Below are 12,759 nucleotides of genomic sequence, written 5' to 3'. Positions count from 1 at the left end.
GCTCACCTGCAAGGGGCTACCGATGATCACCAGTAAGCTGCCGAATGTCGGCATCACTATCTTCACTCAGATGTCTCAACTCGCGGCGCAAACCGGGGCGATCAACCTGTCCCAGGGTTTTCCCGATTTCGATGCCCCGCAAGCCCTGTGCGATGCAGTCGGCCGGCACATCGCCAATGGCCATAACCAATATTCGCCAATGACCGGCCTGCCGGCTCTGCGGCAGCAAGTGTCGGCGAAGATCGCTCGCAGCTACGGCGTCAACGTCGATGCCGATCACGAAGTGACCATCACTCCTGGCGCCACCCAGGCGATCTTCTGCGCGATTCAGGCGGTCATCCACAGCGGCGACGAAGTCATCGTGTTCGATCCTTGCTACGACAGTTACGAGCCGTCGGTGGAACTGGCCGGTGGACGCTGCGTGCACGTGCAGCTCGGGCTGAACGATTTCTCCATCGACTTCCAGAAACTGGCTGACGCCATTACCCCGCGCACGCGGATGATCGTGCTCAACTCGCCGCACAACCCGAGTGGGGCGCTGATCAGCCGGGCCGAGCTGGATCAGTTGGCGGATCTGATTCGGGGTCGCGACATCTATCTGGTCAGCGACGAAGTCTACGAACACCTGGTGTTTGACGGCGTGCCTCACGTCAGTGTGCTCAATCACGAAGAGCTGTATCAGCGCGCGTTCGTGGTCAGTTCCTTCGGCAAGACTTATCACGTTACCGGCTGGAAAACCGGCTATGTGGTCGCACCGCCGGCACTCACCGCCGAGCTGCGCAAGGTGCATCAATACGTCAGTTTCTGCGGCGTCACTCCGCTGCAATTTGCCTTGGCTGACTTCATGGCGGAGCACCCGGAACACATCGAAGAGTTGCCAGGTTTCTATCAGGCCAAGCGGGATATGTTCTGCGATTTGCTGACGCCATCGCGCTTCAGTTTCACTCGTGTGACCGGCACCTATTTCCAGTTGGTCGACTACTCGCAGATCCGCCCGGACCTCAATGACGTCGAGATGGCATTGTGGATGACCCGCGAACATGGCGTGGCGAGCATCCCGATCTCGGTGTTCTACCAGACCCCACCCGAAGGCCAGCGCCTGGTGCGCCTGTGCTTCGCCAAACGCGAGGAGACCCTGCGTGAAGCAGCGGCAAAACTATGCGTGATCTGAGTGCACTGCCCAACCTGAATGTCGCGTTGATCCAGACCACGCTGGCCTGGCACGACCGGCAAGCCAATCTGGAGCATTTCGAGCAGCTGCTGGACCAGGCGCGCGGCGCGGACCTGATCATCCTGCCGGAGATGTTCACCACCGGTTTCTCCATGGAATCGGAAACGCTGGCGGAGGCGGAAAACGGTCCGACCAGCAAGTGGCTGCGCGTTCAGGCGGCAAAACTCGACGCGGTCATCACCGGCAGCATCATTGTTCAAACCGCAGACGGCAGTCATCGCAATCGCCTGCTGTGGGCGCGGCCGGACGGGGAGGTGTGGCACTACGACAAGCGCCATCTGTTCCGCATGGCTGGCGAGCATAACCATTACACGCCGGGCGAGCGTCAGGTGCAGTTCGAACTCAAGGGCTGGCGCGTGCGGCCGCTGATTTGTTACGACCTGCGCTTTCCGGTCTGGAGCCGGGATGCGCAAGACACCGACTTGCTGCTGTACACCGCCAACTGGCCAGGTGCACGGCGTCAGCACTGGAACCGTTTGCTGCCGGCGCGGGCCATCGAAAACCTCTGCTACGTGGCCGCGGTGAATCGCATCGGTACTGATGGCAAAGGCTTCGCCTACACCGGTGACAGTCAGGTACTGGATTTCCAGGGCGAAACCCTGCTCAGTGCCGGTGAAGCCGACGGCGTGTTTCAAGTGGTGCTGAACGCTGCGGACCTGCAGGCCTATCGCACGCGTTTCCCGGCGAACCTTGACGCTGATACCTTCGAGTTCACCTGACATCCTTGCCGTTTGAACCGGCCTCATCGCGAGCGAGCTCGCTCCCACATTGATCGATGTGAACGCAAAGTTTGTGTACACCAAAATCCACTGTGGGAGCGAGCTTGCTCGCGATGCACCCAGGACGGTCAGCACAAAAACAGCAGGCAAACAAAAAGGCCCCAAGGTAAGTACCTTGGGGCCTTTTGCATTTCAGCGACCGCTTACGCCGCTTTGGCTTCCGGCTGGCTCAGCGAGCGGTTCAGCGCGCTGAACAGGGCCTTGAAGCTGGCCGTGGTGATGTTTTCATCGATACCCACACCGTGCACCGCACGCTCGCCGTTCACACGCAGTTCAATGTAGGCCGCTGCCTTGGCATTGGTGCCCGCGCCGATCGCGTGTTCGTTGTAGTCCATGATCTCCACCGGAATCGGCAGGCCGGCCACCAGGGCTTCCAGCGCGCCGTTGCCCTTGCCGCGCCAGTGCAGGTTGGTTTCGCCCTGACCTTTGCTCGAGACTTCCACTTCCACCGCACTGTGACCGTTTTCTTCCTGCAGACGATGGCTGACCAGCGCGTACGGGGTGTTGGCCTGCAAGTACTCGCTGTGCAGCAAGGCGTGGATTTGCTGAGCGGTCATTTCCAGGCCGAGGCGATCGGTTTCACGTTGTACAACCTGACTGAACTCGATCTGCATGCGGCGTGGCAAGTTGATGCCGTATTCCTGTTCCAGCAGGTAAGCGATACCGCCCTTGCCCGACTGGCTGTTGACGCGGATCACCGCCTCGTAGCTACGACCGATGTCGGCCGGGTCGATCGGCAAGTATGGCACTTCCCACAGGGCATCCGGTTTCTGCTGGGCGAAGCCCTTGCGGATCGCATCCTGGTGCGAGCCGGAGAATGCGGTATGCACCAGGTCGCCAACGTACGGGTGACGAGGGTGTACCTGAATCTGGTTGCACTCTTCGACGACTTTGCGCACGCCGTCGATGTCGGAGAAGTCCAGCTCAGGGTGAACACCCTGGGTGTAGAGGTTCAGCGCCACGGTCACGAGGTCGACGTTACCGGTACGCTCCCCGTTGCCGAACAGGCAGCCTTCGACACGGTCGGCACCGGCCATCAGGCCCAATTCGGTAGCAGCGACACCGGTGCCACGGTCGTTGTGGGTGTGCAGGCTGATGATCACGCTGTCACGACGGTTGATGTGACGGCCGAACCATTCGATCTGGTCAGCGTAGATGTTCGGGGTGGCGCATTCGACGGTGGCAGGCAAGTTGAGGATCATCTTGTGCTCAGGCGTCGGGTTCCAGACCTCGATCACGGCATCGCAGACTTCCTTGGCGAATTCCAGTTCGGTGGCGCTGAACGTCTCTGGCGAGTACTCGAAGGTCCACTCGGTGTCTGGCTGCTGGGCGGCGTATTTGACGAACAGCTTGGCCGCGCTGACGGCGATTTCCTTGATTCCGTCCTTGTCCTGATTGAAGACAATCCGGCGGAAGGAAGGGGAGGTCGCGTTGTACAGGTGAACGATGGCTTTCTTCGCGCCGCGCAAGGATTCGAAAGTGCGTTCGATCAAGTCTTCACGGCCCTGGGTCAGCACCTGAATGGTGGTGTCGTCCGGGATGTGGTTGCCTTCGATCAGGGTACGCACGAAATCGAAGTCGGTTTGCGATGCCGCCGGGAACGAGGCTTCGATTTCTTTCACGCCGACAGCCACGAGGGTTTTCCAGAAGCGCAGCTTCTTGACCGCATCCATTGGCTCGATCAGCGACTGGTTGCCATCACGAAGGTCAGAGCTGCACCAGATCGGCGCGGCGGTGATGGTCTTCGACGGCCAGGTGCGATCCGGGATATCGATGGTCGGGAACGCACGGTATTTCGAAGACGGGTCTTTGAGCATGCTCATCGGGGGAATCCTTATTGTGTGGGCCGAAAAAAGGCGGCCTGCCGGTGGATCAAATGTTCTTGGGGAAAAGCGTGGGGCGAGGCACCGCGATTCAGCCTGGCAGTCGTGCGCTGACGAGGCACAGGCTGCGGTGCTGGCGAAGCTGAATGAGGGTGTGAAAGGTTTTCATGCCTTCAACCCTAACCGCGAGGGTGAAGGATGGCAAGCGGTCGAAAAAAATTGAGAGGAATACCCGAAAAGGCAGTTTTATCGAGATTTTATTGCTGTGAGCGGGGCTGATTGTTTTGATGATTGCGCGAGGTTTGAGCACTGCGCAATTGTAGAATTGCGATGACGGCCGCTTGAGCGCGGCTATGCTTAAAGCCTGATCAAGGCAGGAGTCGGACATGAACGAGTCGGACTGGAAGCGGTATAGCGCGTTGCGGCCGTTGGCCCATGAGCGGATGTGTATCCGGATCATGGAGGAGGTCGAGCGCACCGTGGCGGATAAAAGCCTGACGCCTTACGAGCGGATTGAAGCCACTGAAGAGCTGCTTCAGTGCAGGCAAAAGGAGCTGTATTGGGCGTTTGGTGTGTTCAGGTTTTCACGGCATGAGGCGCGGTCGCACTTGCTTGGGTTGTGCGCGCGGGAGTTGATCACGTCTGAGGAACTGGCGGGGTTTTCGGCGGAGACTCAGGAGTGGATCAGGCATTGCCTGGCGGACCGGGAAGCCCATGGGATTGAGGATCTTGAGGCTGAATAGAAGGCGTCTGTGATACCGCCATCGCGGGCAAGCCCGCTCCCACAGGGTTGGAGATCCCATGTGGGAGCGGGCTTGCCCGCGAAGAGGCCATCAGCCTTTGCACACAAGTCAGGGTTGAAACGCCCCAATAAAAATCGCCGGATCCACCCGCGCATCATTCAGGCTGACATTCCAGTGCATATGCGGCCCGGTCGCACGGCCAGTAGCACCGACCTTGCCTACCACTCCACCACGCGCCAACTGCTGCCCAACCTTCACATCGATTTTCGACATATGGCAGAACATGCTGATAAAGCCCTGGCCATGATCGACAAACACCGTGTTGCCGTTGAAGAAGTAGTTGCCGATCAGAATCACCTTGCCCGCGGCCGGCGTCTTGATCGGCGTACCTGCAGGCACAGCGAAGTCCAGCCCCGCGTGCGGATTGCGCTCTTCACCATTAAAGAAGCGGCGCACGCCAAACTTGCTCGACAGCGGTCCGTTGACCGGTTTGTCCAGCAACAGGTTGCTCGGAGTGTTCGGGCTGAAGCTGCGGTAGGCCTGGATCTGCTCGGCCAGTTCGCCTTCGATGCGCTTGAGGTTGTCCGGGTTCGGATTGACCTGCTGGGTATTTTTCAGGGTGATGTGTTGTTCCGGGTATTTCTTGTTGCCGACGGTGAAGTTCAGGCTGCGACCGCCGCTGCTGATCTGCTGCGTGCCCGGTTTCACGGTCAACGGCACGCCGACAATCGCCAGCCAGTTGTTCTGTTCCTTGACCACCAGCACCGGTTTGCCTTGATAGCTGGCTTTTGGCGCCTGGGCAGCGGCGCCCAGATCCACCACGGCCACGCCGCCCGGCACCGGTTTGTTCAACAGGCGAGTGATGTAGCTGTCGGCGTGGGCGTTGAAGGTCAGGCACAGCAACAGCAGCGGAGCTAAAAAACGCGGCATGGATCAATCCAGTAAAGAAAGGGTGACAGGCGTCAGGTGATTGTCTTCGACCCGAACTTGCAGTTCGCCGTCGCCGAGCTTGGCCTTCAGGCGCTGACCGTTATGGGTTTGTTCGGCGCTGCGGATCGCGTTGCCGCGCTCGTCCAGCAGAATGCTGTAACCACGGGCAAGGGTCGCCAGCGGGCTGACCACCTGCAACGTCTGCACTTGGCTTTGCAGTTGCAGGCGCCGCGACTTGAGGCCTTCGCGGATGGCACGGGGCAGGCGTTCGGCGAGGCTGTCGAGGCGCTGGCGGAGCATCGCCAGTTGCCGGCCAGGATGTTGCCCGGCGAGGCGGGTTTCCAGGCGAATCAAACGTTCGCGACGGGTGTTGAGGCTGCGTTCGAAGGCGCGCCGCAAGCGCATGTCCAGATCATCCAGACGCTGCGCTTGCTGGCGCAGGCGTTCGCCGGGGTGGCGCAGGCGGCGAGAGATGCCCTCCAGACGCAGGCGGTCGCGCATCAAGCGGTCACGCATGCGCATCACCAGCCGGCGATGCAGGCTTTCGACCCTGCGCACCAGATCGCTGGAATCCGGGGCGAGCAGTTCGGCGGCAGCGGAGGGCGTCGGGGCGCGAACGTCGGCCACGAAGTCACTGATCGATACGTCGGTTTCGTGACCGACAGCGCTGACAATCGGTGTGACGCAGGCATCAACGGCGCGGGCCACCGCTTCTTCGTTGAAGCACCAGAGGTCTTCCAGCGAGCCGCCGCCACGGGCCAGGATCAGCGCGTCGAAACCACGGGCGTCCGCCAGTTTCAGTGCGCGGACAATCTGCGCGGTGGCTTCGCGACCTTGCACGGCGGTGGGAATCAGTGTCAGCTGGATCTGCGGCGCACGGCGGCGGAACACGCTGATAATGTCGCGAATCACTGCGCCGGTCGGCGAACTGATGATGCCGATGCGTTGAGGGTGCGCTGGAAGCGCCACTTTGCGCTCGGCACTGAACAGACCTTCGGCGCTGAGCTTTTCCTTCAAGGCATCGAAGGCCAAACGCAGTGCGCCGTCACCGGCCGGCTCCACGGTGTCGAGGATCAGCTGATAATCGCCGCGCCCCTCGAACAACGAAACCTTGCCGCGGACTTTGACCGCCAGGCCATCCTTCAAGGCTTGGCGAACCCGCGCAGCGTTCTGCCGGAACAGCGCGCAACGCACTTGGGCGCCGCTGTCCTTGAGGGTGAAATACACGTGGCCGGACGCCGGGCGGGCGAGGTTGGAGATTTCGCCTTCGACCCAGATATTGCTGAACACGTCTTCGAGCAACACCCGCGCGCGGCCGTTGAGCTGGCTGACAGTCAGGACTTCACGGTCCAGGCCGAGTCTTGCAAAGGGATCTTTAATCATGGGGCGCAGTTTAAAGGCATTCGACTTCGAATCTCCATGAGTCAGCGCAAATCCCCTGTGGGAGCAGGCTCGCTCCCACAATGATCTGTGCAGACATTGATGAAGTGTTGAACCAGCGTCGTGGGATTCTGCCGGCAGGCGAGGGCGACGGTGCTGAGGCAATCCGGGTCTGCCAGGGGCAGGAAGTGAATGTCAGATGGCGCAATGTCCCGCATCGATTCCGGCAGCAGGGCGATGCCGAACCCGGCCTGAATCAATTGCAGTTGTGTGGTTTTGCGCGACACCACTCGGGCCGCTCTCGGGAAGAAACCCTGACGCATGCACAGCTCGGCGGATAGATAACTCAGGCCGCCGCGCTGGGGATGAGGAATGGAGATAAAGGCTTCATCCTTCAGTTGCGCCAGATCGATGCCCTGAGCGGAGTTATCCACGGCCAGTCGATGATTGGGGGGAACGGCCAGCAGCAAGCGTTCGCTGTACAACGGAACAATCTGCACGCCTTCACATTGGCGCAATACCGGCAGCCGCAGCAGTCCGACATCCAGCTGACTGTCGGCCAACGCTTCAAGTTGCGCTTCGGAAGACAGCTTGGCGATCTCCATGGACACGCCGACATGCTGGCTCAGATAGCCGCTGATGCCTCGCAGCAGGCGGCCACTCATGGGCACGGTGCTTGAGTGGCTAAGACGCAAGGTGCCGAGTTCTCCATTTCCGACCTGGGTAGTCATCTCACTGGCCTTGGTCAATTCGATCAGCAGGTTTCTGGCCCTGGGCAGGAAGGCTTCACCGGCCGCCGTCAGCCGGGGCAGACGTGCAGTGCGTTCGAACAAGGGGGTTTGCAGACGGGTTTCCATGTCCTTGATCTGCCGGCTCAAGGCTGACTGCGCGACAAACAAACGCTCAGCGGCTGCACTGAAGCTCCCGCACTCGGCGATTTCCACGAAGTAACGCAATTGACGGGTTGAAAGCACGAGGCATGCCTTTTTGAGATGAGAGGGCGACTTTGAAGATATTAGTCGCAAGACTCGGCGCTGGCTAAAGTCATCACAGGTAATTAATGAAGGCGTGCAGATGAACCTGTTTGAGATGTTGCACCAATGGCCCTTCGGCACAACGGATTGGCTGATCATCGGGCTGGGCATCGCTCTGGCTTATATCGTGTTCGGCATAGCCGGTTTCGGCACCGCGCTGGTGGCGGGGCCGATTCTGATTTTGTTCATGCCGTTGTCGAAGATCGTGCCATTGCTGGTGCTGCTGGATTTTGTCGCGGCGTTAGGCAATCTGCTGCCCTCGCGGCGTGATGTGGCGAAACCCGAGTTGCTGCGGTTGCTACCGTGCATGGCGGTGGGGTGCACACTGGGGGTGATCTTTCTGCTGAACCTGAAATCCGACGTTTTGCTGCTGCTGATGGGGCTATTTATCAGTGCTTATGCGATTTACAGCCTGTGGGTCAAAACCCGTCCGACACAGTTATCCGCCGCGTGGGCGGTGCCGATGGGCGCGGTGGGCGGGATGTTCGGGGCGTTGTTTGGCAGTGGCGGCTTCTTATATGCGATCTATTTGAACAGCCGATTGCCCAAAGAGGCGGCCCGCGCAACCCAGAGTGCGCTGATCAGTTGCAGCACGGTGGTGCGCTTGAGCCTGTTTGCCGTCGCAGGTGTGTACGCCGAGCTACCCTTGTTGGTATTGGCGTTGTGTTTGTTGCCGGCCATGGCCTTGGGGCTATGGATCGGGCGGCGATTGACCATGAGGTTATCGCGCGAAGCGTTTGTGCGACTGGTGACCTGGTTGGTACTGGCCAGCGGGATTGCCTTGATCGGACGTTACTTGAGCACTTGACCTGAGCATGTCAGGGATTAAGCTGCCGCCCGAAAATCCTGTAGGAGTGAGCCTGCTCGCGATAGCGGTGTATCAGTCGACAACATTATTGAATGTTAAACCGCTATCGCGAGCAGGCTCACTCCTACAAGGGTGAATATTCAGTATTTGCAGGGCTGTGCCATGAACTCCCAAAGCATCATCGTCCCGAAAATCTCCACGCTGCCAGTGCACGAACCCCGGGCCCGGGCGGTCGTGCGGTGGCTGGTGCGCAAAAACATCATCAAGGAAGAGCTCACGACGTGCGGCCGCACCGGCAATCGCATGGGACACGCCATCGCCGACGGTGCCCGCGCCGTGGTCCTGCACCCCGAAGCGCTGCCATTTGGCGAGCCAATCAATGGTCTGGAGATCATCACCAAGCGCTGCATCTACACGCCGGCCAAAGGTTTCCTGAGCGAGGCGGGCTGCGCCGAATGCCGCAAGGAAGTCGGCGAAGCGCTGTTCGAAAGCCTGGAAGACTGGATGCCCGGCCGCACCGACAACTTCACCTGTCCAGAATGCGGGCATGAAGATGACATCAACGGGTTTCTGTTCCTGCAGGAGTGCGGTTTTTCCAACCTCGGATTCATCTTCAATAACTGGGCAGAAGCCGGGTTCAAGCAGAGCTTTATCGACGAATTTGCCGATTGGCTGGATCAGCCGGTGAGTTGGGTCAAAGTTGAATTGTAGGCCGCGAGAAATCCCGTATATCAGTAATGCTAATAATAGACAGAGTTTTACATTGAACCCGAGGGGGTGTCTGACTATAATGGCGCGCTTCCATTTTCCCGCTCGGGAGCCCCCGCGATGCTGCGTATCAGCCAAGAAGCTCTGACATTCGACGACATTCTCCTAGTGCCCGGTTATTCCGAGGTACTTCCTAACGAAGTCAGTCTCAAGACCCGCCTAACCCGTGGCATCGAGCTGAACATTCCTCTGGTTTCTGCCGCCATGGACACCGTTACTGAAGCCCGTCTGGCAATCGCCATGGCTCAGGAAGGTGGCATCGGTATCATCCACAAGAACATGACCATCGAGCAGCAAGCTGCCGAAGTGCGTAAGGTCAAGCGTTACGAAGCCGGCGTGGTCAAGGACCCGATCACTATCGAGGCTGACGCCACGGTTCGTGAACTGTTCGAACTGACCCGCATGCACAACATCTCCGGCGTTCCGGTACTGCACAATGGCGACCTGGTCGGCATCGTCACTTCCCGTGACGTGCGCTTCGAGAACCGCTTGGACGTCTCCGTCCGTGAAGTGATGACGCCTAAAGAGCGTCTGGTCACGGTCAAGGAAGGCGCGGACAAGAACGACGTTCGCGAGTTGTTGCACAAGCACCGCATCGAACGCGTACTGATCGTCGACGACAAATTCGCCCTCAAAGGCATGATGACCGTCAACGACATCGAAAAAGCCAAGGCTTACCCACTGGCCAGCAAGGACGATCAAGGTCGTCTGCGTGTAGGCGCTGCAGTCGGTACCGGTAAAGACACCGGTGATCGCGTCGCAGCCCTGGTCAATGCCGGCGTTGACGTGGTGGTGGTCGACACCGCTCACGGTCACTCCAAAGGCGTGATCGACCGCGTTCGCTGGGTCAAACAGAATTTCCCTGAAGTGCAGGTCATCGGCGGCAACATCGCCACCGGCGCTGCCGCCAAGGCCCTGGCCGAAGCCGGCGCTGACGCCGTCAAGGTCGGTATCGGCCCTGGCTCGATCTGCACCACCCGTATCGTCGCCGGTGTCGGCGTTCCGCAAATCAGTGCCATCGCCAACGTCGCCGCTGCCCTTGAAGGCACTGGCGTTCCGTTGATCGCCGACGGCGGCATCCGTTTCTCCGGTGACCTGTCCAAGGCCATCGTTGCCGGTGCTTCCTGCGTGATGATGGGCTCGATGTTCGCCGGTACTGAAGAAGCGCCGGGCGAGATCGAACTGTTCCAGGGTCGTTCGTACAAGGCTTACCGTGGCATGGGTTCGCTGGGCGCCATGTCCCAGGCTCAAGGTTCCTCCGACCGTTACTTCCAGGACTCCTCGGCAGGCGCCGAGAAACTGGTTCCGGAAGGCATCGAAGGGCGTGTTCCTTACAAGGGCACCCTGAGCGCCATCATCCATCAACTGATGGGCGGCCTGCGCTCCTCGATGGGCTACACCGGCAGTGCCGACATCGAAGAAATGCGCACCAAGCCTGAGTTCGTGCGGATCACCGGTGCTGGCATGGCCGAGTCCCACGTTCACGACGTACAAATCACCAAAGAAGCGCCAAACTACCGCGTAGGTTGAGGCTTCAAGCAAAAAGTTAAGTAACCGGGGCTGTTTTATTCAGCCCCGAGTTGTTTCTGAATCACGACTGTTTCTGAATTACTTAGACGAGACTGAATCATGGCCCTCGACATTCACGCCCACCGCATCCTGATCCTCGACTTCGGTTCCCAGTACACCCAGCTGATTGCCCGCCGTGTGCGTGAAATCGGCGTGTACTGCGAACTGCATCCGTTCGACATGGACGACGAAGCGATCCGCGAATTCGCTCCAAAAGGCGTCATTCTCGCCGGCGGCCCCGAGTCCGTGCACGTCGCTGACAGCCCGCGCTGCCCGCAAGCGGTGTTTGACCTGGGCGTACCGGTCTTCGGTATCTGCTACGGCATGCAGACCATGGCTGAACAGCTGGGTGGCAAGGTCGAAGGTTCCGAATTGCGTGAGTTCGGTTACGCTCGCGTTGACGTCGTCGGCAAGAGCCGCCTGCTCGACGGCATCGAAGACCATATCGACGCCGACGGCCTGTTTGGCCTCGACGTGTGGATGAGCCACGGTGACAAAGTCACCAAGATGCCGCAGGACTTCCACATCCTGGCCAGTACGCCAAGCTGCCCGATCGCCGGTATGTTCAACGATGCTCGCGGCTACTACGGCGTGCAGTTCCACCCGGAAGTGACCCACACCAAGCAGGGTGGTCGCATCCTGTCGCGCTTCATCCTCGACATCTGCGGCTGCGAAGCCCTGTGGACGCCTTCGAAGATTGCTGAAGACGCCATTGCCAACATCCGCGCCCAGGTCGGCACCGACAACGTACTGCTCGGCTTGTCCGGTGGCGTTGACTCCTCGGTGGTTGCCGCACTGCTGCACAAAGCCATTGGCGACCAACTGACCTGCGTCTTCGTCGACAACGGCCTGCTGCGTCTGCACGAAGGTGAGCAAGTGATGGCCATGTTCGCCGAGAACATGGGCGTCAAGGTGATCCGCGCCAACGCCGAAGACCAGTTCCTGAACAACCTGGCTGGCGAAAGCGATCCAGAGAAGAAACGCAAAATCATCGGCCGTACCTTCATCGACGTCTTCGATGCCCAGTCGAACAAACTGGACAACATCAAGTACCTCGCCCAAGGCACCATCTACCCGGATGTGATCGAGTCGGCTGGCGCCAAAAGCGGCAAGGCTCACGTGATCAAGTCGCACCACAACGTGGGCGGCCTGCCGGAAGAAATGAACCTCAAGCTGGTTGAACCCCTGCGCGAGCTGTTCAAGGACGAAGTCCGTCGTCTGGGCCTGGAACTGGGCCTGCCGTACGACATGGTCTACCGTCACCCGTTCCCGGGCCCGGGCCTGGGCGTGCGCATCCTCGGTGAAGTGAAGAAGGAATACGCCGACCTGCTGCGTCGTGCCGACCACATCTTCATCGAAGAACTGCGCAAAGCCGACTGGTACCACAAGGTCAGCCAGGCGTTCGTGGTGTTCCAACCAGTGAAATCGGTTGGCGTTGTGGGCGATGGCCGTCGTTACGCCTGGGTCGTGGCCCTGCGTGCCGTGGAAACCATCGACTTCATGACTGCGCGTTGGGCTCACCTGCCTTACGAACTCCTGGAAACCGTCAGCGGCCGGATCATCAACGAAATCGAAGGCATCTCCCGCGTTACCTATGACGTGTCGAGCAAGCCACCAGCGACGATCGAGTGGGAGTGATCCCGGTTTAAACTGATCGTCCGTAACACCTGAAAGGCCCCGTGAGCGCAAGTTCA

Annotated in this window: 12 protein-coding genes; 7 read left to right on the top strand and 5 right to left on the bottom strand. The window is 59.7% G+C overall.

Features of this window, described 5'->3' with window-relative positions; translation table 11 throughout:
• Positions 1 to 22: 22 nt before the first annotated feature.
• On the top strand, positions 23 to 1,171 hold the full coding sequence (locus tag H8F22_RS20035; RefSeq protein WP_027922973.1) for a pyridoxal phosphate-dependent aminotransferase: 1,149 nt from the start codon (positions 23 to 25) through the stop codon (positions 1,169 to 1,171).
• The gene (locus H8F22_RS20030; protein ID WP_027922763.1) at positions 1,159 to 1,950 is read left to right on the top strand and encodes an amidohydrolase; all 792 of its coding nucleotides are present in this window, start codon (positions 1,159 to 1,161) and stop codon (positions 1,948 to 1,950) included. Before H8F22_RS20035 ends, H8F22_RS20030 begins: the two co-directional genes overlap by 13 nt.
• Before the next feature lie 203 nt (positions 1,951 to 2,153).
• On the opposite strand, the gene leuA is transcribed toward H8F22_RS20030, so the two are convergent.
• Both leuA and H8F22_RS20020 read right to left on the bottom strand, forming a co-directional pair.
• Positions 2,154 to 3,833: a 2-isopropylmalate synthase gene (gene leuA, locus H8F22_RS20025; protein ID WP_027922764.1), complete on the bottom strand. Its 1,680-nt coding sequence runs from the start codon at positions 3,831 to 3,833 to the stop codon at positions 2,154 to 2,156.
• Between the two features lie 91 nt (positions 3,834 to 3,924).
• Positions 3,925 to 4,221 carry a hypothetical protein gene (locus tag H8F22_RS20020; RefSeq protein ID WP_027922765.1) on the bottom strand — a complete coding sequence of 99 codons (297 nt, stop codon included), beginning with the start codon at positions 4,219 to 4,221 and terminating at the stop codon, positions 3,925 to 3,927.
• Between H8F22_RS20020 and H8F22_RS20015 the strand changes: the two genes are divergently transcribed.
• Positions 4,220 to 4,576, top strand: coding sequence for a hypothetical protein (locus H8F22_RS20015; protein ID WP_027922766.1), 357 nt, complete (start codon positions 4,220 to 4,222; stop codon positions 4,574 to 4,576). The genes H8F22_RS20020 and H8F22_RS20015 overlap by 2 nt on opposite strands.
• Positions 4,577 to 4,684: 108 nt before the next feature.
• Here H8F22_RS20015 and H8F22_RS20010 read toward each other — a convergent pair whose 3' ends face one another.
• From H8F22_RS20010 to H8F22_RS20000, 3 genes are read right to left on the bottom strand one after another with little or no spacing between them, the layout of a single operon-like run.
• Complete coding sequence (locus tag H8F22_RS20010; protein WP_059182206.1) at positions 4,685 to 5,506, bottom strand: peptidoglycan DD-metalloendopeptidase family protein; 822 nt, start codon at positions 5,504 to 5,506, stop codon at positions 4,685 to 4,687.
• A 3-nt stretch (positions 5,507 to 5,509) separates the two neighbouring features.
• Positions 5,510 to 6,889: an exodeoxyribonuclease VII large subunit gene (xseA, locus tag H8F22_RS20005; protein ID WP_194940595.1), complete on the bottom strand. Its 1,380-nt coding sequence runs from the start codon at positions 6,887 to 6,889 to the stop codon at positions 5,510 to 5,512.
• 41 nt (positions 6,890 to 6,930) lie between these two features.
• A complete protein-coding gene (locus tag H8F22_RS20000; RefSeq protein WP_027922769.1) occupies positions 6,931 to 7,860 on the bottom strand; it encodes a LysR family transcriptional regulator in 930 nt (309 codons plus the stop codon).
• A gap of 100 nt (positions 7,861 to 7,960) precedes the next feature.
• Between H8F22_RS20000 and H8F22_RS19995 the strand changes: the two genes are divergently transcribed.
• From H8F22_RS19995 to guaA, 4 genes are all read left to right on the top strand, one after another.
• On the top strand, positions 7,961 to 8,728 hold the full coding sequence (locus tag H8F22_RS19995; RefSeq protein WP_194940594.1) for a sulfite exporter TauE/SafE family protein: 768 nt from the start codon (positions 7,961 to 7,963) through the stop codon (positions 8,726 to 8,728).
• 162 nt (positions 8,729 to 8,890) lie between these two features.
• Positions 8,891 to 9,439: a hypothetical protein gene (locus H8F22_RS19990; RefSeq protein ID WP_027922771.1), complete on the top strand. Its 549-nt coding sequence runs from the start codon at positions 8,891 to 8,893 to the stop codon at positions 9,437 to 9,439.
• A 117-nt stretch (positions 9,440 to 9,556) separates the two neighbouring features.
• The gene (gene guaB, locus H8F22_RS19985) at positions 9,557 to 11,026 is read left to right on the top strand and encodes an IMP dehydrogenase (protein ID WP_027922772.1); all 1,470 of its coding nucleotides are present in this window, start codon (positions 9,557 to 9,559) and stop codon (positions 11,024 to 11,026) included.
• A gap of 99 nt (positions 11,027 to 11,125) precedes the next feature.
• A complete protein-coding gene (gene guaA, locus H8F22_RS19980) occupies positions 11,126 to 12,703 on the top strand; it encodes a glutamine-hydrolyzing GMP synthase (RefSeq protein WP_027922773.1) in 1,578 nt (525 codons plus the stop codon).
• The last annotated feature ends 56 nt before the right edge of the window (positions 12,704 to 12,759 follow it).

The organism is Pseudomonas mucoides, assembly GCF_015461845.1.
Taxonomy (GTDB): Bacteria; Pseudomonadota; Gammaproteobacteria; order Pseudomonadales; family Pseudomonadaceae; genus Aquipseudomonas; species Aquipseudomonas mucoides.
This window is presented reverse-complemented; position numbering and strand designations above follow the sequence as displayed.

What these genes read in the sequence shown, in the direction of transcription:
- guaB (WP_027922772.1), top strand. Translation starts at nt 9,557, where the DNA reads ATGCTGCGTATCAGCCAAGAAGCTCTGACATTCGACGACATTCTCCTA.
- H8F22_RS20015 (WP_027922766.1), top strand. Translation starts at nt 4,220, where the DNA reads ATGAACGAGTCGGACTGGAAGCGGTATAGCGCGTTGCGGCCGTTGGCC.
- xseA (WP_194940595.1), bottom strand. Translation starts at nt 6,889, where the DNA reads ATGATTAAAGATCCCTTTGCAAGACTCGGCCTGGACCGTGAAGTCCTG.
- H8F22_RS20035 (WP_027922973.1), top strand. Translation starts at nt 23, where the DNA reads ATGATCACCAGTAAGCTGCCGAATGTCGGCATCACTATCTTCACTCAG.
- H8F22_RS19990 (WP_027922771.1), top strand. Translation starts at nt 8,891, where the DNA reads ATGAACTCCCAAAGCATCATCGTCCCGAAAATCTCCACGCTGCCAGTG.
- guaA (WP_027922773.1), top strand. Translation starts at nt 11,126, where the DNA reads ATGGCCCTCGACATTCACGCCCACCGCATCCTGATCCTCGACTTCGGT.
- leuA (WP_027922764.1), bottom strand. Translation starts at nt 3,833, where the DNA reads ATGAGCATGCTCAAAGACCCGTCTTCGAAATACCGTGCGTTCCCGACC.
- H8F22_RS20020 (WP_027922765.1), bottom strand. Translation starts at nt 4,221, where the DNA reads ATGTCCGACTCCTGCCTTGATCAGGCTTTAAGCATAGCCGCGCTCAAG.
- H8F22_RS20010 (WP_059182206.1), bottom strand. Translation starts at nt 5,506, where the DNA reads ATGCCGCGTTTTTTAGCTCCGCTGCTGTTGCTGTGCCTGACCTTCAAC.
- H8F22_RS20030 (WP_027922763.1), top strand. Translation starts at nt 1,159, where the DNA reads ATGCGTGATCTGAGTGCACTGCCCAACCTGAATGTCGCGTTGATCCAG.
- H8F22_RS19995 (WP_194940594.1), top strand. Translation starts at nt 7,961, where the DNA reads ATGAACCTGTTTGAGATGTTGCACCAATGGCCCTTCGGCACAACGGAT.